Raw genomic sequence first — 21473 nt, forward strand, 5'->3', positions numbered from 1 at the left:
CCTCTAAATTTGGATATGCAAATTCCCCTATCTCATAAAGAAATATAAAAAATGCGTATCACTATTCTTTTTATTACGGGGTAAGTTGTTATAGATGCCCCGATTATTTTTCGTTATATGAAACCCTCTAGCTTTGAATCTCTATATGTCCATTTTCTTCCCCCTATCCATAAAGATGGTTAAAAAAGCAGCCACAAACATAATGATGGCTAACATGCGTAATAAATCATTAAAACTAGACGTGAGCGCTTGGTAGTGAATATCGCGATAAATCACACTCAGCGCGATTTGCTGTGCATTTGCTCCAACTTCTTGGTATTGCGCAGTGAGTTGATCTAGCCTTTCAACAAAAATCCAATTCTGCGGTGTCATATATTGATTGATCTGGGTGACATGCAATGCTGTGAGCCAATCCAGTGATGAGTTGATCAATGCCAGCCCTACAGCACCGCCAATATTGCGCATCAGGTTATAAATACCACTGGCATCTGCAACTTTAGTGAGTGGCAAGGTACTCATGGCTAAATGCGAAACCACAATTAGGCAAATCATCAGACCAATTCCGCGATAGATCTGTGGCCAGAACATAAAGTCATAATCACTATGAATACTGAGATGTGAATTGAGCCAAACGCCAAAACCCGCCAAGACCATACCAACAAATACGGTTTTTCGCGTATCAAAATTCGGAATAAGCCAAGCTAAAAATGGCGCAAAGCAAAACATGACAATGCCTGTCACCATCATGATATGACCAATTTGACTGCTGTTCATTTCTCGAACTTGCCCAAGAAAGACAGGAATCATATAGCCCAAACCATACAAGGCCATACCAATCACAAAGGTAATCATGCAACTTAAAGCGAAGTTCTTATTTTTGAATACACTGAGATCTAATAGCGGTTTAGGCTGGGTAAAACTACGCGAGAAGAAGATCATGCCGCCAATTAAACAAATGATAAATGCAACACGAACGCCTGTATCCGCTAACCAGTCATGGCGTGCGCCTTCATCCAGAAAATACTCCAAACCACCCAAGAACATGGCCATGCCAATCAGGCTGAACCAATCCATGGTTTTAATCAGTGAATAATTGGCGCGATCAATATTTGGACCCGAGTAAATAATTGTTGCAATCAAAACACCTGGGATGATGTTAATCAGGAACATCCAGTGCCATGAAAAGTTGTTGGTGAGCCATCCACCAATGGTTGGACCAATCGCAGGACCTAAGGTACTGATCATGCCAAACATCACCAATGGCAATGCACGTTTTGCTTCTGGGAAAAGTAAATACAACGCCGTCATCGAAGTTGGAATCATACCTCCCCCCATAAAGCCTTGAAACGCACGGAATACCAACAGACTTTCCAGATTCCAAGCCAAAGCACACAGTAAAGAGCTGATCGTAAATCCAATGGCACAAATGGTGTAATAAATACGTGTAGAAAGTACTCTAGACACAATACTGGACATTGGAATTGCAATAATTTCAGCAATCAAATATACCGTTTGAACCCATGTCACTTCATAACGGCTGGCACTCATCCCTGCTTGTACTTCATTGAGAGAACTTGCAACAATCTGAATATCTAGAATTGCCATGAAGTTACCAAAGATCATGGCAGCAAAAATGAGCCATGCTGTTTTTGGCGCAAACGTCCACTCATGTTCGATTGGTTTATTCATTTTCTTATGCCCAAAACGTTCTGATTAAGTTCTTAGATCAACAGTCGCACTGACTGACATTCCAGGTTTTATAAGATCAATATGTGGACTCGAATCAAGTGCAATCCGTACAGGGATACGCTGTACAACTTTGTTAAAATTTCCAGTGGCATTATCTGGTGGCATAAGCGAAAAAGTTGCGCCAGATGCTGGAGAAAAGCTTTCGATTTTCCCGGTGTAGGTGAGGCTTGGATAAGCATCAATTTTTAATTTAACTTGCTGCCCAATGTGCATTTTCTCAATTTGAGTTTCTTTAAAGTTGGCTTGCACATACAAACTTTTCTCAGGGATGATGGCCATCAATCGTGTTTGCGGAGACACACGCGAACCTTTTTGGATTGAAAGACTACCGACTTTGCCTGTTACTGGGCTAACGACTTTTGAGGATGAAAGATCAATTTGGTAAAGATTCAAAGTTGCGTTTGCATTTTGGATGTCGGCAAGTAGCTGCGCACGGCTGGCTTGTAAGCTACCCAATTGAGCTTCAGCAGCATTCACCGACGCCTGTGCTTTACTGACTTGTGCTTGCGCAGTTAAATACTGGGATTGGATGCCTTCAAAATTCTGTCGGGTAATCACGCCATCTTTTAATAAATCTTGATAACGAATGAAATCTTTTTTCAAGCGGGATAAATCTGCTTGCGCGGCAACAACACCACTATTGGCTTCACTAATTGATGACTTTGCGGATTTTTCATTTTGTTGCTGTACCGCAAGCGCCGCTTCTTTCAAAGTCACGACAGACTTGGCTTGATCATAACGTGCTTGATAATCACGATGATCTAAGATGGCTAAAGCCTCTCCCTTTTTTACAAACTGATTGTCATTAATAATCAGCTCGACGACTTCCCCAGAGATTTTTGGCATGACCCAAGTGACATCAGCTTGTACATAAGCATTATCGGTAGATTGGTAGAATCGATATACCAAAAAATAATATGCAATACCTAAGATCAGAAATAAGATGAGCACACTAAAAACAGCCCAGGTTATTTTTTTTCGACTTTGGAAATTAGTATCAGTTTCGAGCTGAGCTACGTTATCCATATATATTCCGCTATTTGTAATATTCAGTTTTTATTTTGAGCCACACTAAAATGGTCATCTTTTCACATAACTAATCACTTATTTTTATATAAATAAATAGTTACAATGTAATAATCGGCGCAAATTATCTTTCTTAAAGTAATAAAGAGTCATTGACCTTTTTTACATCTGATTTTTATTTTTCTGCCAATTAGTCGCATATTATAAAGTTTTTGTTTAAGAATCATGAAAGCTTGAAGAAAACCTAAATGATTCGCATTTTCACATGCTTTTATGCAGTATACACCATTGTTAATTATATAAATATTATTTTTCTAAATTTAAATTTATTTTTTACTATTTAGTCAAGAAAACTTTGCATTTTGATTAATTTGCATACAACCATTAGCTGAGTAACAAAACTAATAAAGAGTTATAAAATGTAAAAACAGAAAAACTTTCTTTTTCTCTTATTAATTTTCCTAAAGTCCGATTAAATAAAATGTGATAGATCGCACACTTTTGTAGAAGGACGAATAATATTTAAAAACTAAAGAAATCATTCGAATTAATAATCTAAATATGCTAATTGATTATCTAGGACGTAAAAATCTTAAATTTTATGTTAAAACTGATGTTTATATGGCTTTTAAAGGTAAAAACTATATCAAATTAGATGCTGCCAAGTTGTCATTTGATCGGACAAAATCGTATAAAAATTTTAGGAAAAAATATTGAATTGATCTAAAAGGAATAAATAGTTATGGATTCTGGACTAATTACACTTTTTTTGCCCCTCGCTTTAGCGATCGTTATGGCAGGCTTGGGATTGGAACTGAGCCTTAAAGACTTTGCCCGCGTCAGTAAGCACCCCAAAGCTGTTTTAATTGCTCTGTTTTGTCAGCTAATTTTATTGGTCGGTATTGCCTTCTTGATTTGTAAAATACTGGCTTTACCGCCATTGCTTGCCGTAGGCTTGATGCTACTTGCAGCTTCCCCTGGAGGATCTACAGCAAATCTGTTTAGCTATTTATATAAAGGTGATATCGCACTCAATATTACCTTAACGGCAATCAATGCCATTATTGCCGCTATTTTTCTACCGTTTATTGTGAACTTTTCGATTCTTCATTTCATGAATGAAGGTCAGCAGCTTGGGTTACAATTTTCTAAAGTGCTTCAAGTCTTTGCGATTATTCTTGTCCCCGTAGGTATTGGGATGCTGATTCGTCATTATGCCCCGCACACAGCTGAAAAATTAAATCGTCCAGTTCGCATCTTTGCGGTGGTTTTTCTGGTGATTATCATCCTTGGGGCAATTATAAAAGAGCGAAGTAATCTCATTGAATATATTGGTCAAATAGGATTAGCCACAGCATTATTCTGTGCAATTAGTCTTTCTATTGGTTATTTTGTACCACGACTATTTGGTATCAGCTCTTATCAAGCGCGGGCATGTGCTTTTGAAATCGGGATTCATAACAGTACACTGGCAATGACCATTGCATTGACCATCATGGCCAGTACCACAATTGCAATGCCTGCCGCAGTCTATTCAATCTTTATGTATATCTTCGCAACCATCTTTGGTATTTTGATTACCCGATTTGGGTCACAAGAAACTGCCAGACTCTAAATACTTTTCAAATTTGCGATCAAAACAGCCTTAGCATGGTTTCCCTATGCTAAGGCTGTTATTTTTATTGGTCATTTAAGCTGTTTCCAATACTTTTTTTAACTCTTCCGCAGACCAAGCTTTAGCTGTACTTTCTGCCTGCTTAACCAGCTGGATGAGCTTTGTATTGATCGGTGCCTGTAGGTTGAGCTGTGCAGCCAAATTCACAATTTCACCATTAATCCAGTCAATTTCCGTTGCCCTGCCTGCCATCAGATCATCAGCCATAGATGACCGAGCCAGTGGATCAATCGCCAACATTTTCTTGCTGAGTCGATTAAAAATAAAATTTGGAAGACTTAATACCTTAGGCAGAACCTGAGCAGGCACCGCAGTAAGTTGTGCAGGTTGAATTTTGGCAAGTTTCAGAAGTTGTAAAGCTTCCATCTGTGCCATCGCCAAACATTGACGGTAGGCTCGAATGGAAAGTTGCTGCTTGAGTGGAAGCTGAGACAATGCATTGACTGAGTTGTTAAGATTCAATAATAACTTTGCCCATTGAATCGCTTGCATATCTTGTTCAAGTTTAAGCTCAAGATGGGCCACATTAAATGCGGTCACAAGCTCGACTAAGGCTTCATGTTTTTTCACATACAAAGTCCCTTCCGTACCTTGATGAAAGACGCCATTTCCTAAAGCAGCCACATTAAAAGGCACCATAGCTTCAAGAATTGTATGTTCAGATAAAACCTGCTTTAGAATTCTGGCATTAGTTAAGCCATTTTGAAAACTGATGATTATGCTATTTTTCTTCAGAATATCTTTTAGTTCATAAGCAACTTGCTCAGTTGCTGCTGATTTCACACAAACAAAAACAAAGTCTGCGTCTTTTACAGTATCTAAATCTTGACTCAGTTGAAGTTTATTCGCAGGAACTGTTTGTCGAATTCCCTTATAGTCAGAAATCGTGAGCCCATATTGTTGAAGTTGTTTCTGTATTTTAGGCCGAACAATGAAGTCGACATTATGCCCAGCTGCGGCTAATCGTCCACCTAAATAGCATCCAATACTGCCCGCGCCATAAATACATATTTTCATTCTTCATCCCAGATTCGTTATTTTACATCTCTGTATTACTTTAATCAGAATCTTGGTACTGAATTGTCAAATAGCTGACAATTGATGGATACAACTCATTTAATCTTGGTCTAAAGAGTAAGAAAACTCAGGGTTAAGGTTTTCTGGCACGTCCTCTGTTCCATTCTTCTAATACATAGCCCATTCCATAAATATTATGAATCAGCTTCGGAAGAAAGTTACGATCAATTTTATTTCTTAAGCGACTAATTGCCACTTCCACCGCTTTAGTATCTTTTTCATAATTCATATCACAGATCTGGGACGCGATGAGTGCTCTAGGCAAAATTTCTCCACGTCTACTCATAAATAGCTCCATCAATGCATATTCTTGAGCAGTGAGGTTAATTCTTTGCCCTGAACGGCTCACACAACGTTTCCATAAATCAAGTTCAAGATCAGCAACACTCATCTTGCTGCTTTCTTTATTCCGTGGCTCTTTGGCCAATAAACTTTTTATCCGAGCGAGTATTTCTGCAAAAGTAAAAGAAAGACCAAATCCTTTAATACGCTCTCCAATTTGATCACGGGCAATCAAAAATAAAATAGGCATTTTCCGGCCATTTCGCCCAACATCATTCAAGATATTCCAGTCATTTAAACCCGAAAACATCACATCCAATACCACCAAATCATATTCACCCAAGATGAGTGTCAGATGTTTTGCTGTAATTTCATCGGTGACCCAATCGATCACATAACCTGCTTCTGATAATGTTTGTTTAAGATAACTCCCTGTTTTATGATCATCTTCGACTAATAATATCTTCATCTTAAACCTACTAAAGCTTTGCTTAAGACGATAATAGCCTCCTGAAACTTGAAATAGTTTCAAATGACATAAATGTAATTTAGCTGTCAGTTAAATGTTACTTTGTGGAAGACTGAGCATGGAAAATACAGTGAAAACTGCACAGTGAGATGACTGAATCCCCATATAAAAAAGCCTAACAGTTCAGTTAGGCTTTTTCTGTTCATTAACATTTAATGGAATTCTGGGTCTGCCAATAACGTTGTAGCGGCGAGCTTACCGAGGTTATTAGATGCCAGTGGACTGTCGCCTGTTAATAATTTTCGATCTTGGTGAACCTGACCTGTAATTCCCTTGTTCAAGATTTTAACGCCAAGCTTCTCAAGATTTTCACCGACCAACCATGGCAATTGACCTGGCATATAACCGATCTCAATATTCGGACCTTTGTCCAAAGCATCTGGGAACACACAAATCTGATAATCTTTAAAAATATAATCTTGTGGATTTTCATCAACTGCAGCAGCGAGTAAAGATGCTGGGCCATGACACAACGTAATCACATATTTGTCATTTTCAACAGCCCACTTTAACAGCGCTTTTACTTCTGTACTCTCTGGAATTTTAGCCAGTACGCCATGTCCACCTGGAATAAAAATACCGGCATAAGGCGAATCTGCACTTAAAGCTTGTTCCAAAATATCAGCCAGCTTTAACGGCGCTTTGAGCTGTTTTTCGTATTTTTTGTAGGTATCTAAGACCACTTGTTCTTCATGTGGCATTGCCCACATTTCCAGTTTGACTGGATTTCCAGAAAGTGTTGCCACATCAAAAGCAAAGCCTGCGTTATCCAAATGAAACATTGGCAATAACATTTCCACTGGATGATTTCCTGTCGAAAAGAATTTCTCGTTTTGCATCAAGATATAACGTTCGTCAGTCGCAATCATTAAAATCTTTTTATTGCCTTTGTACGGGTTTGGATAAGTTGTACCGTCATAATCTGTCTTTGCAGAGGTATATTGGCTGAGTGAATAGGGTGACGGAAAAAAAGCATTGTCTTCTGCTAGGTCTAGACTTGGATTGCGATCATCAGGATTTGTCGTCATTTTCAAGATTCCTCATCGTGTCGTTATGTTTATATACATACTGCTTAACTGTCCTGTCCCACTCAAGCGTTGAGTATGAACAGGCATGCAATGAATACAATTAGGCAAATTCAGATTTAATTTCGAGTACCACTTTGCCCGTATGTTGGCTGCTTTCTAAACATTGATGTGCCTGAGCAACCTCTTCAAAAGCGAAAGTTTTATAGATCATCGGCTTACATTGATCTGCTTCAATCAACGGCCAGACAAACTGTTTAAGCTCTTGGGTAATTTTGGCTTTTTCATCATTAGTTCTTGCTCGCATGGTTGAGCCAGTCACCACAGCACGTTTTAACATCAACTCCTGTATATCAAAACCATCGACTTTTCGACCGCCCATGAAACCGATAATCACCAAACGTCCATCGCGCTTTAACAGCCTCAAGTTTTGGTTGAAGTAGGCGGCACCAATAATATCCAAGATCACATCAACGCCTTGACCATCAGTTTGAGCCAAAATTTCTTTTTCAAAATCCTGCGTTTTGTAGTTAATCACCTGTGACACAGAAGATAACTTTTCAACTTTGTCATCACTCCCAACCGTAGAGAAGTTTTTAATGCCCATCGCATGACATAAGCTAATCGCGGTGGAACCAATGCCGCTTGCACCACCATGAATCAGCACGGTTTCATTTTTATTTAATTGTCCAATCTGAAACAGATTCGCCCAAACAGTAAAATAGGTTTCAGGAATGGCCGCTGCCTCAACGAAACTCAGATTCTTCGGAATGTTTAACGTTTGGTTTGCTGGAACCGCACAATATTCAGCGTACCCACCACCATTAGTGAGCGCACAGACTTTATCACCAACTTTAAATTTGCTGACCTGAGCACCTACTTGTACGACTACGCCGGATACCTCAAGTCCAGGAACCAATGTGACCCCTTTGGGCATTGGATAAAGTCCTTGGCGTTGTAAAATGTCAGGTCTATTGATCCCTGTTGCATAGACTTCAATGAGTACTTCGTCTTCTTTAATCTCTGGTCGAGGCCCTTGAGCCACTTGTAAAACTTCAGGACCGCCAGCTTGTGTAATTTCGATATATTTCATTTGTTCTACGCTATTTTGATTCATCTGATCATGACTCCGTTTCAGTATTAAATTCAGCATGTTTGGGTGGAAAACCAAACCGCTTTTTAAATTCTCGGCTAAATTGAGAAGAGCTCTGATATCCAACAGCATAAGCCGCTTGAGCCACACTTTGGTCTGCGTTTTGCAACAATTGTTTTGCCTTATGCAACCGAACCACTTTTAGATATTGCAAAGGAGAATGTTGTGTGACTTGTTTAAAGGCTTTATGGAATGTAGATATACTCATATTGGCTTGTTCTGCCAGCATTTCAATTGTGAGTTTTTCAGTAAAATGGTGCTGAATATATTCACAAATTTTATAAATCGGTCTCAGGTTTCCTTGAGCAACCAAACCATTTAATGCGTCCGCACCTGAATGTTGAATTACCCGATAGAGCAGTTCTCGTTTGATTTGATCACCCAAAATCAGTACATCTTGTTCAGAAGTCAGTGTATTCAATAAACGGATTAATACACTAGATAAGGTTTGATCGTATTGAATCACGCACATGCCAGTAGTGAGTGGCTTGAATTGGTAATTCTCGAAATAGGTTTTTGCCAGTAATTCATTCACTGTATCAGCTTCCAGTTTCATGCTAATTGCAAGCATCGGTGCTTCCAGACTGGCAATTGTGTCACAATCAAATGGCATTGAAACCGATACGATCAGACATTCAGCTTGTTGAAAGGAATAGGTTTCTGTACCGATATAACCGTGTTTTTGGCCTTGCAATACAAACACTAAGGTGGGTTCCTGCAATACCGCAATCGGTGGTGTATTGTGATCAACGCGCATCAAGGTAATGCCATCAATGGCTGTAGCAAAAAAGCCTTCTTTCGGGATAAGTTTTAGAAATAGGTTGATGAGTGTTTGGTCATTCATCATGTGCCATCTGATGATTGGAAATGTAGTTTTTATTATTAAATAGCAAACAGATAAAAACTGTTAGTTTTATGCAGAATTAGGCATGGAAAAGAGAGTTTTCAATGAAACGCATTTCATTGTCTATAAGTACTAAAATTTAGTTCTCAACACTAATTGAAATATTTATAAATTCTTTAATAATTTTTTTAATTCATTGGCAACCTGATCTTCGTTATACATATATTCTCCTCCACCAGGAGCATAGGAAGCTAACATTAGAATAATGTTATCTACAAACTCTTGTTTTAACTCTAGGTTTTCAAGTAGAAATTCTATATTATTAGCATTCTTTTTAGATATATCCTTTTTATCTAGAAATTGTTCAATACAATAAATTAACTCACTTCTAACCATCTTTATTCCAGAATGAATTTAAACTATTTAACTAATCTAGCTGATAATTATCTCTAATAAAACTGACTCGAATCCAGCATCTGTAAGGTAATCTTTTTCACTTCATCACGACTTTGCATGATATGCGCTTCTATTGCATTGATCGCCTGCTCTGTTTGTCTCTCAAAAATAAAACCTAAGATTTTTTGATGTTCCTGATAAGTCGCTTCAACTCGATAATCTTTAGAAAAATCCAAACGGCGGATAATACGGATACGCTCACTCAAATCACGATGAATCCTTGCCATTTCATTATTACCAGAAGCACGGACCAAAGCACAATGAAAGTCTTCATCTTGCTGAGACAATTGTTTAATATCTTTTAAATATTCAGAAGGTTGTACTAACCAGAGGTCTTTTAATACCGACAACTCAACCGAGTTATGATGATCAATCTGACAAAGTTTACGAATGGAGTCCTTTTCTAGGACAATACGTACATCATAAAGTTCTTCATAATAACGAAAATTGAGCGGTCGAATCTGCCAACCGCTCCGAAAGCTCACATCGACATAGCCCTCTTGTTGCAAGCGATACAAGGCCTGTCGGATGGGGGTACGACTCACCTCATAGGCTTTGGCAACTTCAGACTCAGTGAAGCGTTCACCGGGCATCAATTTGAAATCAAAGATGTCATTCTTGATGCGTTGGTAAACCAGCTCAGACAAGTTGTCTGAGCTTTTTGTTGTTATTTTTACTTCTTTCATTCAACCCTATTCCATATATACCAATGGCTCACCACTGTGTACGGTTTGCCCCGCTCTGCAAATAATGGCTTTAACAATGCCATCTTCTTCTGCATAAACAGGTAGCTCCATTTTCATTGCTTCAATAATAGCAACAGTTTCACCTTTTTTGATTTCTTGTCCGTGTTCAACAAAAATTTTCCAGATATTGCCTGTCATTGAGGCATTTAAAGCAGAAAGATGGCTGTAATCGACCTGACTGACTTGCTCTACATGCTGTTCAGGTTGTACTGCAAACTCTTCTTTCCAACGACTCACTTCCGTACTGAAAGCCTGTTGTTGTTTCTCTTTAAACGCAGCGATGCTTTCTGCTTCATTTTCCAAAAACTGTACATAGTCTGCATAGTCAAACTCAGTTTCTTCAATCTGGATCTGAGCGTGACCATTTTCAAAATCTGCACGCCATTCATTGAGTTCAGCTTCGGTCACAGGGAAATATTTAATCTGGTCAAAGAATTGCAAGAACCATTGTTTATCACCAAATTGCTTGTTCTTTTTAAACTTGTTCCAAATCGGCAGCGTTCGCCCAATCAACTGATAACCACCCGGTGAGTCCATCCCATAAATACACATGTACATCCCGCCAATACCGACAGTGCCTTCCGCGGTAAAAGTACGTGCAGGATTGTACTTAGAACTGAGTAAGCGGTGACGTGGGTCAATCGGCACAGCACATGGTGCTGTTAGATACACATCACCTAGCCCTAATACTAAATAATTGGCATCGAAAATAATATCTTTCACTTCGTCTCGAAGCGCTAGACCATTAATCCGTTGAATAAAATCGACGTTATTTGGTAACCACGGCGCTTTAGCACAAACACTTTCCTGATAACGTTCCACAGCGCCTAAAGTCGCACTGTCTTCAAACGCCATTGGTAGATGCACAATACGAGATGGGATTTTCAGCTGACTTAAATCGCCCATCTGATCTTCAAGTTTCAGTAATTGCTTGATCAGTTCAGCTTGAGGAATCACAAGACCATCGTATTTAATCTGTAGTGAACGCACTCCTGGTGACAGTTCCAAAACGCCTGCAAGATTGGCACTGCGAATCATCTGAATGAGTTGATGCACACGTAAACGTAGCGCCAAATCCAAAACGTTTTCACCGTACTCTAATAAGATATAGCTATCACCTGCTTGGCGATACAGTGTTTTGGGTGATAATTCAGTTTCTTCCCGTTGTGCCAGAATTGTGGTGAATACCTCTTGAGCGGGCTCAATGGTTTCAACGACTTTGGTAGCAGCAGCGAAGTTTTGGATATTTTCAATTTGCTTACGTTCTAATTCGTTGGCCTGTTCAACTGTAATTGGATAAAAACGAATTTTGTCATCGGCTTTGAGTTGGCCTACTTTCCACAGTTCTGCTTTGGCAATGGTGACTGGACACACGAAGCCGCCAAGACTTGGGCCATCTTTTGCCAAAATCACAGGGAAATCACCAGTAAAGTTGATGGCGCCAATCGCATATTCACAGTCATGCACATTGGACGGATGCAAACCCGCTTCACCGCCATTTTCACGTGCCCAGCTTGGTGTAGGCCCCGAAAGTCTTACACCTAAGCGGTTTGAGTTAAAATGCACGGTCCATTGAGAAGCAAAAAATTCTTCTACATATTCAGGTTTAAAGAAATCAGGCGCACCATGTGGGCCATACAGCACCGCGATTTCCCATTCATTGCTGTATTCAGGGATCAAATCTGTCGATAAGGCTTGTGGTGTGTCAGTTGCCAATGGTAATTCGGCGTTTGCCAAGCTTGAATCAACCATTTTGATCATATCGCCGACACGCAAAGTACGTCCTGCATGACCACCAAAATTACCTAGTGCAAAGGTTGAACGGCTACCTAAATATAGGGGTACGTCCAGTCCATCACGGACAGCCAAATAGGTACGGCAGCCTGAAGCTACTTGCCCTATTTTTAAGGTTTGACCCGCTTTGACTTTAATCGGCTTCCAAAACGCAATCAACTGATCGTCCAATACCGCGGTACAGCTTGCACCCGTCAGTGCAATCGTCGTTTCCGTATGAAACTTTAATGTTGGCCCGACCAAGGTAAACTCAAAACCTGCGGCTTTGGTATCATTACCGACAATACGATTAGCGAGTTGAAATGCGTAATCATCCATTGGACCAGATGGCGGTACCCCGATATCCCAATAGCCTGTACGCCCTGGATAGTCTTGAATCGAACTGAGTGTGCCTGCTTGGATCACTTCAATGACTTTAGGTGAATAGTTAAAATCATCGAGCATGCGTGTCCAGATTTGCATAGATTCGAAACGCTGGTCTGAAACGATGGCGCGTGCATAATCCAGATTGGTACTGATTCCATTTAAACGGGTTTCAGCCAAAACCACTTTTAATTTCTCAATTGCAGCAGCACGATCTTCAGCATGGACAATGATTTTGGCAATCATCGGATCAAAGTATTGAGAAATTTCAGTCCCAGTTTTAACCCAAGTATCCACACGAATGCCTTCTGGAAAAGACACTTCAGTCAATACACCGGGACTCGGTTGGAAATTTTTCACAGGATCTTCAGCATAAACACGGACTTCAATTGCCGCACCTTTAGGTTGAATATTGCTGAGATAATCCCAGTCCAATGCATCACCTGCCGCGACTTTGAGCATACATTCAATCAAGTCGAGACCTGTGACCATTTCAGTGACAGGATGCTCTACCTGTAAACGGGTATTTACTTCAAGGAAATAAAATTCGTCCCGTTGCGCATCGTAAATAAACTCAACCGTGCCTGCGCTGCGATAATTGACAGAGCGACCCAGTTCAACCGCCGCTTGATGCAACTTTTGACGGGTAGCTTCAGGTAAATTGGCCGCTGGTGTTTCTTCTACTACTTTCTGGTTACGACGTTGCAATGAACAATCGCGCTCACCCAATGCCACAACTTGACCTTTGCCATCACCAAAAATTTGTACTTCGACATGACGTGCTTTATCAATAAAGCATTCAATAAAAACACCCGCGTCTTTAAAGAACTGTTCCCCTAAACGTTTCACGCTTTCATAAGCATCAGCCAATCCTTGTGGAGTATCGCAACGGGTTAAGCCAATCCCACCTCCACCTGCGGTGCTTTTCAGCATGATTGGATAACCAATCCGTTCAGCAGCAGTCAATGCTTCTTCTAAACTATCTAGCAAGCCTGTACCGGGTGTCATTGGTACATTGGCAGCAGCAGCCAATTCACGCGCTCGGTGTTTTAAACCGAACTCCAGAATCTGCTCAGCAGTTGGGCCCATAAAGGCAATATTGTTTTGTTCACAAGCGCGAGAGAAATCGGCACTTTCAGACAGAAAACCATAACCTGGGAAAATCGCCTCTGCACCTGTTTGTTTCGCTGCACTAATCAACTTCTCAATACTTAAATAGGTATCGGCAGGCTTAACACCATCCAGCGCAATCGCGACGTCAGCATCTTGTACATGTTGCGCATAGCGGTCGCTATCGGAATAAACAGCAACGCTAGTAATGCCTAATTTTTTCAGTGTTCGAATTGCTCGGACAGCAATTTCACCACGGTTTGCAATAAGAACTGTTTTAAACATGATGATTTCCCCCAATTAATTCGCTGTGTTTGCCGCTTGACTGTTACGATGCTGGATATAGGCTCTCCATCCACCAAAATGGCTAATATTCTCTGCATCATCTAAACCATAGGGTTCACAAATAAAACCTTTGACCCAACGACCATCTTCAAGTTCGACATTGCCCATGCCTAGTGGTGTTGGAATTTCTGCGACAAACTCTCCGAATCGCGCTGTTGGCACATCCCAAAGCTCAACAATGATGCTTTGACCGTCTTGTTGGCGGGCTAAGCCTGGCTTAGGCGGCACAGTGCCGTTTAGGGCATAAAGTGAGTAATCTTTAGAGGTTTTAGTCGTTTCAACATGTACCGCCCCCCGTGTCGTGAGCTGAAAATTGAGCGGCATACCTGTCAAATGTGCACCCACCACAGCCACACGGATATGATGAGGAGACACCAAAGTTGGTGCGTTTGAAGTTAAGGTCTTGTCTAAAGCACCCAATTTAAGTGCCAAATAGTTTTGCCAAGCCTTACCAAAATGGGCTAAAGCGGCATCATGCCACGCGGGTGCAATTAAGCTGATACCGAAAGGTAAATTATCTGCTCTAAAGCCTGCTGGTAATGCCAGTGCGCTTAAATCGGCAAGATTGGTAAAGTTGGTATAAATGCCAAAGCGAGCGTTATATTCAATCGGATATTGTTGAATCTGCTCAATGGTATAAATCGTTGGTGCAGTTGGAACAATCAATGCATCAAATTCAGCCAGACTTTCTTGGATTTTCCGAGCCAAATCCAGTCTCAAATATTCGGCATTGTAGGCATCTACCGCAGAATATTTTTCGCCTTGCTGTACGATCTGTAAAACGGTTGGATCAAAATCCTCGGCATTGCTTTTCAGTAAATCAGCCACTGCTGCTGTACGCTCCGCAACCCAAGGTCCTTGATATAACTGTGCTGCAAGTTGCTCAAAGGCCGAAAAATCAATTGCTGTAATTTCTGCATTTAGACTTTCAAGTAATTGAATAGTTTGTTGGAAGGCTTTCTCAGCTTGTACATCGCCAAAGAAATTTAATTGTTTCGGAATGGCAAATTTTAATTTACTCGAGAATCGCGCAGGTACATTTTGGGGATGCTGGCGTGAATAACCATCCAGTGCATCAAATGCTTCAATTTGATTGGCGACCAACTCTGCATCGGCAACAGTCAGTGCAAAGATAGAAATACAATCAATGCTTTTAACTGCGGGTAATAACCCTCGATTTGAAAAGCGGCCTTTGGTAGGTTTTAAACCCACAATATTATTGAATGCGGCTGGCACACGCCCTGATCCAGCGGTATCTGTACCTAGAGAGAATGGAACCAAGCCTCTTGCGACAACACTAGCAGAACCGGAACTTGAACCACCACTGACATATTCAGGTTTAAAGCTATTGGGTACTGCACCAAAGGGTGAACGTGTCCCGACCAAGCCTGTTGCAAATTGGTCAAGGTTAGTTTTGCCAATCACAATTGCACCTGCTTGTTTAAGCAAACGTACTGTTTCGGCATCTTGTTCTGCAATCGTTGTTAAAGCCTTGCAGCCAGCAGAAGTGACAAAGCCAGCAACATCAATATTGTCTTTAACAGCAAACGGAACACCATAAAGCGGAAATTGCTTTTGCAGATTGTCGCTATCTTGGGTTAATTGCTTTAATGCTTGAATTTGCTGTTCCAGTAAGTCGATGCTGGCAAGAGATATCCAGGCAACATCCTTCGGATCAAGTGCAATAATTAATTCTTTTAAAATATCGAGTTGAATGTTTTGCTTTAAATACGCCGTTTGCCATTCAGAAATTGTCCAGCCTAAAGTTTTTAGTTCGCTCACTTTATGAATCCCATCTTGTATACAAGTTTGAATAGGTAAATGCAGAAAGTGTGCCAATAATATTTTAATTAAATAAATTAATAACTTAGTCTATTTAACGAAATATAGTCTCAGGAGAATGGTTTAGTTGTGGTGCTAAAAAATTTTGTACGAATGGATATGCGCTATAAATCAGCAGATTTTTAATGAGGAAAAAAAGATGAGTGCAAATGTGGGGCAGTTCTTGGTAAATTGTTTCTTGTTATAAAATTATTTATTTACTTTCATGTGGTTAGCTATACCTTCAAATTCGGCAGCAACTGACTGAATCGCCTGTTGTTCCATAGTTCTAAATTTTCTTAAGATGACTTGCCCCAATTCTGTCACGATTGCACCACCACCATGCGTTCCTCCAGTTTGGGTTTCAACAAGTTGAGAATGAAAGCATTGATTCATGGTATCGACCAGCTGCCAAGCACGTCGATAACTCATATCCATGGATTTGGCTGCTTGAGAAATTGAGCCTGTACGTTGAATGGCCTCGAGTAATTCTGCTTTGCCTGGGCCAAAGGCAATCTGTTCATCAGACAAGATACGAAGTTGTAATTTTAAACGCGGCTTTGACATTTCGGATTACCAAGATTTGATGATGTATCACACCATCAAATCTTATCATTGAAATTTAGAAATGAATCACAGTACGAATTGACTTGCCTTCATGCATCAAATCAAAGGCGTCATTAATATCGTCCAAAGGCATCGTATGCGTTACAAATGGCTCAAGTTGAATCTCACCATTCATTGCATCTTCAACCATTTTAGGCAGTTGTGAACGGCCTTTTACTCCACCAAAAGCAGTTCCCATCCATTTGCGTCCTGTCACCAACTGGAATGGACGCGTTGAGATTTCCTGACCTGCACCTGCAACGCCAATAATCACCGATTGTCCCCAACCACGGTGTGCACATTCAAGTGCAGAACGCATGACATTGGTATTGCCGATACATTCAAAAGAATGATCAACACCCCAACCCGTCATCTCTACGATCACTTGTTGAATTGGCTGTTCATAATCTTTTGGATTGAGGAAATCTGTTGCACCAAACTGTTTTGCCAACTCAAATTTATCAGGATTGGTATCGACCACGATAATTCGTCCAGCTTTGGCCTGACGTGCACCTTGTACCACGGCAAGACCAATACCACCTAAGCCAAATACAGCAACACTATCACCTTCCTGCACTTTAGCAGTGTTATGAACAGCCCCAATACCTGTGGTCACGCCACAACCCAATAAGCAGACTTGTTCATGATTGGCTTCTGGATTGATTTTGGCCAATGACACTTCAGCAACCACCGTATATTCACTAAAAGTTGAACATCCCATATAGTGATAAATCGGTTGGCCGTTATAAGAAAAACGAGTGGTGCCATCTGGCATCACGCCTTTACCTTGAGTAGCACGCACGGCAACACAGAGATTGGTCTTACCTGATTTACAGAATAGACATTCTTTGCATTCAGCAGTATAGAGTGGAATCACATGGTCACCTACTGCAACACTGGTGACACCTTCACCCACCTGTACCACAACCCCAGCACCTTCATGGCCTAGTACTGCTGGAAAAACACCTTCAGGATCATCACCCGATAGTGTAAAAGCATCGGTATGGCATACCCCTGTATGCGTAATTTTAATGAGGACTTCACCTGCTTTAGGTGGCTCGACATCAAGTTCTACGATTTGTAATGGTTCACCTGCGGCAAAAGCGACGGCTGCACGAGATTTAATCACAATGACACTCCTGAATTTTACTTTAAATAAGATTTAAGAATTTTACTGACTTGAATAAGCTCTTGACTGCGTTGCAACTCAGAAGATTCACCGACAACTAAAGTATCTTTTAAATGAATTTCGAGTAGTTCAGTCATCAAACCATTTAATGCACCGCGAACGGCACAAATTTGCTGCAAGATATCAGCGCATTCTGTGTCATTTTCCAAAGCACGTTCAACACTCTGGACTTGACCTTGAATTCGCCTTACACGCGTGAGAATCTTTTTTTTATCCTCTAATTGCTTAGGCATAATGTCGACCACATTAAATCTAAAAATATACTATACACCAGTATATTAATTTAGCTCAATCTTTATTGATCCTCACATGATAATGTTACATTCACTCAGACTTACTTATATGGAAAAAAGGATAATAAGCGTTGTAACTATTTGATTATATTTACAATTACATTTAACCCTTGGAAAGAAAAATCATTTGGATATATAAGAAAATCAATCACCTATAAATTACTGTTGGATTCACGCTTGACCAATAAAATGATAAATAATTCATACCATTTCAAGATAATGACCGTTGTTATTATATTAGGAATAAGTGGCTGCGCTTTGCCGCCCAATCAAAATCATGATCGGAGTAATTCCTTGCAAACTAAAACAAAGTGGATGAATGATCCACAAGCCGATCTCAATATTGAAAATGGTCTAACTGCCTTCTTAGCTTTAGACGATGCCTTTTTAAGTATTGCATCGCGCACTCATTTAATTCGAAATGCCAAACATCAGCTTGATTTGCAATATTATATTTGGAATGACGATGCGATTGGCAACATGATGCTGAACGAGTTGTTAAAAGCCGCTGATCGTGGCGTGAAAATCCGTTTATTGATTGACGATCAAAATGGCGTACAACTTGATAAAACCTTAAAAGCCCTCTCTCAGCATCCCAATTTTGAAATTCGTATTTTTAATCCCTATAAATTTCGGCATTTGAGGGTGATTGACTATGTGTTTAGATTAAAACAGATTAATCATCGCATGCATAATAAACTGACCATCGCAGATGCATCAATTGCCGTCACGGGTGGCAGAAACATCAGCAGTGAATATTTTGAAGCAAGTGATCAATTCCAGTTTAGCGATATGGATATTGTATTTTATGGCAAAGCGGTGGATCACGCGGAACAAGTCTTTAATGAATTTTGGAATAGCGATCTGAGTTACTCAACTGAGCAATTGATTGGAACGGGTCAACCTCAACAACTTGAAAGCTTAAGACAGACTTTTAAAGCCATAGACAAAATTGATACGCCAACAGAAGAAAAACTTGAAACAGCACAGGATTATTTAAAATTACGCTTACAGAACTACCCGATCCAATGGGCAAAAGCACATTTTGTCGCTGATCCACCAACTAAAGTATTGGGACAAGCCAAACAAGAAGATCTTTTATTCTGGCAAGTGATGCGGCTCAAGGGTAAACCAGAGAAACATATGGAACTGGTTTCTGCTTATTTTGTGCCAACGCAACAAGGGACGGACTATCTCAGTAAATTATCTAAAGATGGTGTCAAAGTTCGGGTTCTAACCAATAGCCTAGTTGCCAATGATGTCGCTGTGGTTCATTCATTTTATAGTCTATACCGTAAACCACTCTTGCAAAATGGCGTACAACTTTATGAATTCAAACCAAATATTGAAAGAAAAAAACGTTTTTGGTATGAAATCGCAACAGGTAGTGTCATTCCTGCCAAAGGTAAAAACCGTTCAAGCTTACATGCCAAATTCTTCGACATGGATGGCAAAGTATTTATCGGCTCATTCAATTTCGACCCTCGCTCTGCACACTTAAATACAGAAGTCGGCCTAGTGGTGGAATCGGATCAATTGCAGGATCAAATTACGGCCATGCTTGATCAGCGTTTACTTCAAGTTGCGTATAAACTCAAACTTGATGAAAAAGGCAATATTGTGTGGTATGAACATAAAGAAAACGGTGAGATTGTGGAGCATCACCGTGATCCTGAAAGTACCAAGTTTCAGCGATTCACTATGAAACTTGTGTCCTATCTTCCTATTGAATGGATGATGTAGATTAAATTAAATAGGTATCAATTCCTGTCGAACTTAATTCATACTGCAAACCAGAAGCTAAAGCAATCAAAGTTAGTGTTGCATGAAACGAGTGATTTTCATCGGTCAGTTTTCCACTAAATAATTTTAATTTAACTCCATCGGTGTAACCCCTATCATTGATAATGGCAAATAATGTTCCTATTTCTAAGCCTTTTAAATTAGAAAGGCTATTAAACTCTTCATATTCATCAAAATTTATCTCTAATTGAGTTTTAAGGATTAATTCAATTTCATCAAATTCACGATTTACTTGAAACACCCAAAACTTATAGTCAATTTCAATCATTAATTGTTCTATAGAAAATGAATTCTCTGTGATATTTTCATCTTTATATAAATAAATATTATCAATTCTTCTGACGCCTCTTTCGTCCTTTATACTCTCAAAAATATTACTTCGAATCATCTTTACACCTCTTATCGTTTTATATAACTATACCAAGCCAATTTGCTCAAAAAATTGTTGATAGACTTCTGCTTTCTTTTCCAGTGCTAACGGATAGGCACGGGATGATGATGGTAAGCGATATAAATTCAGCACCCGATCAGCATAATTGACCTGTACAGATTGACCAATCATTGGCTTGGCGATGTGATCAGGGAAATGCTGCATCAGCGTATCTGTTGCTTTATCTCCTGTGGTCATAATGGTGTGGCACAACGGAATCTGCTCAAGTAATTTTGATAAATCTGTCGGTGTGACAATCTCTAAAAATTTATCTGATGCATTGCCTTGTAAGCGCTTCACTTGATAGGCCGTATCAAAGATACCAATGCCTATTTGAGTTAAAAACTCACGGATATGCTGTTCTTTGAAGTTTTTATTGGCCAAATCTAAAAAATGTTCTTTATCTTTAAAGAAAATCAGACCGAAGATTCGCCACATATCATTTTGATAATTCGGATAGTAAAAATCCATCTTCCAGCGAGTTTGTGGCGGCGGAAAACTACCGAGCATCAATAGCTTAGCAGTCGCAGGTAAAAATGGTTGTAATGGATGTGTTTCTATTTCTATATCAGTCATTTATACAAAGAGCCAAATTTTAAATTGAACGAAAAATTTCATTTATTTTATAGAATATTCCTGTTTTTTGCTTGGGTCTTTTGTTGGTGAAAATTTCACCTTCACAAAATTTTCACAAAATATTCGCAATATCATTTTTTTCAGTGAGCTTTGAGTTTGCCTATCTGACAGCGATAGATTGAGTGAAAATCTGCTCTAAAAACATAAAAAACCGCTTAAAGAAGCGGTTTGAGTTGAGGTCAATAAGTTAAGAAGCCTTCTCTTCATCTAAGCTTTTATAGGAGTCCTCCTGCTCTTTACTGAAAGTCATGGAATCTTGAATCATGCTTTCAGTGATTCGAAAAAGCCTAATCATTTCTTTAAATACGGATTCAGGTACGTTGTAGACCTTGGCCAGATATTCAATGGTTCGCTCTTGCTTGTACTGGATAGCATCCAACATTGCAGCAATATCGGCAACTTGCTCATATGCTAATGCAAAGCCTTCTGCAACGTCACTTGCGTCATAGACTTGATTTTCAGCAACTAACTGGGTCATACTGTTCATGTAGTTTATTGCTCCATGCGATGACAACACTAAG

The 21473-nt window shown here is 39.8% G+C and carries 19 protein-coding genes; 2 read left to right on the forward strand and 17 right to left on the reverse strand.

Going from position 1 to position 21473, the window contains the following annotated elements; translation table 11 throughout:
* Nucleotides 1–141: 141 nt before the first annotated feature.
* Together F909_RS04690 and F909_RS04685 are read right to left on the reverse strand one after the other, a co-directional pair.
* Entirely contained in the window at nucleotides 142–1689 is a 1548-nt protein-coding gene (locus tag F909_RS04690; RefSeq protein WP_005153055.1) for a DHA2 family efflux MFS transporter permease subunit, read from the reverse strand.
* A 24-nt stretch (nucleotides 1690–1713) separates the two neighbouring features.
* Nucleotides 1714–2775: an HlyD family secretion protein gene (locus F909_RS04685; RefSeq protein ID WP_005153058.1), complete on the reverse strand. Its 1062-nt coding sequence runs from the start codon at nucleotides 2773–2775 to the stop codon at nucleotides 1714–1716.
* A 742-nt stretch (nucleotides 2776–3517) separates the two neighbouring features.
* On the opposite strand from F909_RS04685, the gene F909_RS04680 reads away from it, so the two are divergent.
* Nucleotides 3518–4390 (forward strand): bile acid:sodium symporter family protein, encoded by an 873-nt coding sequence (locus F909_RS04680; protein ID WP_005153060.1) that lies wholly within the window; start codon nucleotides 3518–3520, stop codon nucleotides 4388–4390.
* A 75-nt stretch (nucleotides 4391–4465) separates the two neighbouring features.
* Here F909_RS04680 and F909_RS04675 read toward each other — a convergent pair whose 3' ends face one another.
* The 12 genes from F909_RS04675 to F909_RS04620 form a co-directional block, all read right to left on the reverse strand.
* Nucleotides 4466–5467, reverse strand: coding sequence for a 2-dehydropantoate 2-reductase (locus F909_RS04675; RefSeq protein ID WP_005153064.1), 1002 nt, complete (start codon nucleotides 5465–5467; stop codon nucleotides 4466–4468).
* Nucleotides 5468–5600: 133 nt separating this feature from the next.
* Complete coding sequence (locus F909_RS04670; protein WP_005153067.1) at nucleotides 5601–6278, reverse strand: winged helix-turn-helix domain-containing protein; 678 nt, start codon at nucleotides 6276–6278, stop codon at nucleotides 5601–5603.
* Nucleotides 6279–6490: 212 nt separating this feature from the next.
* A complete protein-coding gene (gene hchA / locus F909_RS04665) occupies nucleotides 6491–7366 on the reverse strand; it encodes a glyoxalase III HchA (protein ID WP_005153069.1) in 876 nt (291 codons plus the stop codon).
* Nucleotides 7367–7466: 100 nt separating this feature from the next.
* Nucleotides 7467–8480 carry an NAD(P)H-quinone oxidoreductase gene (locus F909_RS04660; protein ID WP_005153071.1) on the reverse strand — a complete coding sequence of 338 codons (1014 nt, stop codon included), beginning with the start codon at nucleotides 8478–8480 and terminating at the stop codon, nucleotides 7467–7469.
* A 4-nt stretch (nucleotides 8481–8484) separates the two neighbouring features.
* Entirely contained in the window at nucleotides 8485–9363 is an 879-nt protein-coding gene (locus F909_RS04655; RefSeq protein ID WP_005153072.1) for an AraC family transcriptional regulator, read from the reverse strand.
* Between the two features lie 162 nt (nucleotides 9364–9525).
* Nucleotides 9526–9756, reverse strand: coding sequence for a hypothetical protein (locus F909_RS04650; RefSeq protein ID WP_005153073.1), 231 nt, complete (start codon nucleotides 9754–9756; stop codon nucleotides 9526–9528).
* Between the two features lie 53 nt (nucleotides 9757–9809).
* The gene (locus F909_RS04645; RefSeq protein ID WP_005153074.1) at nucleotides 9810–10502 is read right to left on the reverse strand and encodes a GntR family transcriptional regulator; all 693 of its coding nucleotides are present in this window, start codon (nucleotides 10500–10502) and stop codon (nucleotides 9810–9812) included.
* A gap of 6 nt (nucleotides 10503–10508) precedes the next feature.
* Nucleotides 10509–14114, reverse strand: a complete 3606-nt coding sequence (uca, locus tag F909_RS04640; RefSeq protein WP_005153075.1) for an urea carboxylase — start codon at nucleotides 14112–14114, stop codon at nucleotides 10509–10511.
* Nucleotides 14115–14129: 15 nt separating this feature from the next.
* Nucleotides 14130–15956: an allophanate hydrolase gene (gene atzF / locus F909_RS04635; RefSeq protein WP_005153083.1), complete on the reverse strand. Its 1827-nt coding sequence runs from the start codon at nucleotides 15954–15956 to the stop codon at nucleotides 14130–14132.
* Nucleotides 15957–16205: 249 nt separating this feature from the next.
* A complete protein-coding gene (locus F909_RS04630; RefSeq protein WP_005153084.1) occupies nucleotides 16206–16562 on the reverse strand; it encodes a winged helix-turn-helix domain-containing protein in 357 nt (118 codons plus the stop codon).
* 55 nt (nucleotides 16563–16617) lie between these two features.
* Nucleotides 16618–17727, reverse strand: a complete 1110-nt coding sequence (locus tag F909_RS04625) for an S-(hydroxymethyl)glutathione dehydrogenase/class III alcohol dehydrogenase (RefSeq protein ID WP_032878207.1) — start codon at nucleotides 17725–17727, stop codon at nucleotides 16618–16620.
* Nucleotides 17728–17747: 20 nt separating this feature from the next.
* Complete coding sequence (locus F909_RS04620; RefSeq protein ID WP_004653592.1) at nucleotides 17748–18023, reverse strand: metal/formaldehyde-sensitive transcriptional repressor; 276 nt, start codon at nucleotides 18021–18023, stop codon at nucleotides 17748–17750.
* 279 nt (nucleotides 18024–18302) lie between these two features.
* Here F909_RS04620 and F909_RS04615 point away from each other — a divergent pair, with 279 nt between their 5' ends.
* The gene (locus F909_RS04615; RefSeq protein ID WP_005153086.1) at nucleotides 18303–19826 is read left to right on the forward strand and encodes a phospholipase D family protein; all 1524 of its coding nucleotides are present in this window, start codon (nucleotides 18303–18305) and stop codon (nucleotides 19824–19826) included.
* 1 nt (nucleotide 19827) lies between these two features.
* Here F909_RS04615 and F909_RS04610 read toward each other — a convergent pair whose 3' ends face one another.
* The 3 genes from F909_RS04610 to F909_RS04600 all read right to left on the reverse strand — a co-directional run bounded on the left by F909_RS04610 (nucleotide 19828) and on the right by F909_RS04600 (nucleotide 21439).
* Nucleotides 19828–20274, reverse strand: coding sequence for a DUF6334 family protein (locus F909_RS04610; protein WP_005153090.1), 447 nt, complete (start codon nucleotides 20272–20274; stop codon nucleotides 19828–19830).
* Nucleotides 20275–20301: 27 nt separating this feature from the next.
* Entirely contained in the window at nucleotides 20302–20892 is a 591-nt protein-coding gene (locus tag F909_RS04605) for a uracil-DNA glycosylase family protein (RefSeq protein ID WP_005153091.1), read from the reverse strand.
* Nucleotides 20893–21139: 247 nt separating this feature from the next.
* On the reverse strand, nucleotides 21140–21439 hold the full coding sequence (locus F909_RS04600; protein ID WP_005153092.1) for a hypothetical protein: 300 nt from the start codon (nucleotides 21437–21439) through the stop codon (nucleotides 21140–21142).
* Between the last annotated feature and the right edge of the window lie 34 nt (nucleotides 21440–21473).

The sequence above is a fragment of the Acinetobacter sp. ANC 3929 genome (genome assembly GCF_000369405.1).
Classification (GTDB): Bacteria; Pseudomonadota; Gammaproteobacteria; order Pseudomonadales; family Moraxellaceae; genus Acinetobacter.

What these genes read in the sequence shown, in the direction of transcription:
- F909_RS04645 (WP_005153074.1), bottom strand. Translation starts at nt 10,502, where the DNA reads ATGAAAGAAGTAAAAATAACAACAAAAAGCTCAGACAACTTGTCTGAG.
- F909_RS04650 (WP_005153073.1), bottom strand. Translation starts at nt 9,756, where the DNA reads ATGGTTAGAAGTGAGTTAATTTATTGTATTGAACAATTTCTAGATAAA.
- F909_RS04655 (WP_005153072.1), bottom strand. Translation starts at nt 9,363, where the DNA reads ATGATGAATGACCAAACACTCATCAACCTATTTCTAAAACTTATCCCG.
- F909_RS04600 (WP_005153092.1), bottom strand. Translation starts at nt 21,439, where the DNA reads ATGAACAGTATGACCCAGTTAGTTGCTGAAAATCAAGTCTATGACGCA.
- F909_RS04680 (WP_005153060.1), top strand. Translation starts at nt 3,518, where the DNA reads ATGGATTCTGGACTAATTACACTTTTTTTGCCCCTCGCTTTAGCGATC.
- F909_RS04675 (WP_005153064.1), bottom strand. Translation starts at nt 5,467, where the DNA reads ATGAAAATATGTATTTATGGCGCGGGCAGTATTGGATGCTATTTAGGT.
- F909_RS04620 (WP_004653592.1), bottom strand. Translation starts at nt 18,023, where the DNA reads ATGCCTAAGCAATTAGAGGATAAAAAAAAGATTCTCACGCGTGTAAGG.
- F909_RS04660 (WP_005153071.1), bottom strand. Translation starts at nt 8,480, where the DNA reads ATGAATCAAAATAGCGTAGAACAAATGAAATATATCGAAATTACACAA.
- F909_RS04690 (WP_005153055.1), bottom strand. Translation starts at nt 1,689, where the DNA reads ATGAATAAACCAATCGAACATGAGTGGACGTTTGCGCCAAAAACAGCA.
- F909_RS04630 (WP_005153084.1), bottom strand. Translation starts at nt 16,562, where the DNA reads ATGTCAAAGCCGCGTTTAAAATTACAACTTCGTATCTTGTCTGATGAA.
- hchA (WP_005153069.1), bottom strand. Translation starts at nt 7,366, where the DNA reads ATGACGACAAATCCTGATGATCGCAATCCAAGTCTAGACCTAGCAGAA.
- F909_RS04615 (WP_005153086.1), top strand. Translation starts at nt 18,303, where the DNA reads ATGACCGTTGTTATTATATTAGGAATAAGTGGCTGCGCTTTGCCGCCC.
- F909_RS04605 (WP_005153091.1), bottom strand. Translation starts at nt 20,892, where the DNA reads ATGACTGATATAGAAATAGAAACACATCCATTACAACCATTTTTACCT.
- uca (WP_005153075.1), bottom strand. Translation starts at nt 14,114, where the DNA reads ATGTTTAAAACAGTTCTTATTGCAAACCGTGGTGAAATTGCTGTCCGA.
- F909_RS04610 (WP_005153090.1), bottom strand. Translation starts at nt 20,274, where the DNA reads ATGATTCGAAGTAATATTTTTGAGAGTATAAAGGACGAAAGAGGCGTC.
- F909_RS04685 (WP_005153058.1), bottom strand. Translation starts at nt 2,775, where the DNA reads ATGGATAACGTAGCTCAGCTCGAAACTGATACTAATTTCCAAAGTCGA.
- F909_RS04670 (WP_005153067.1), bottom strand. Translation starts at nt 6,278, where the DNA reads ATGAAGATATTATTAGTCGAAGATGATCATAAAACAGGGAGTTATCTT.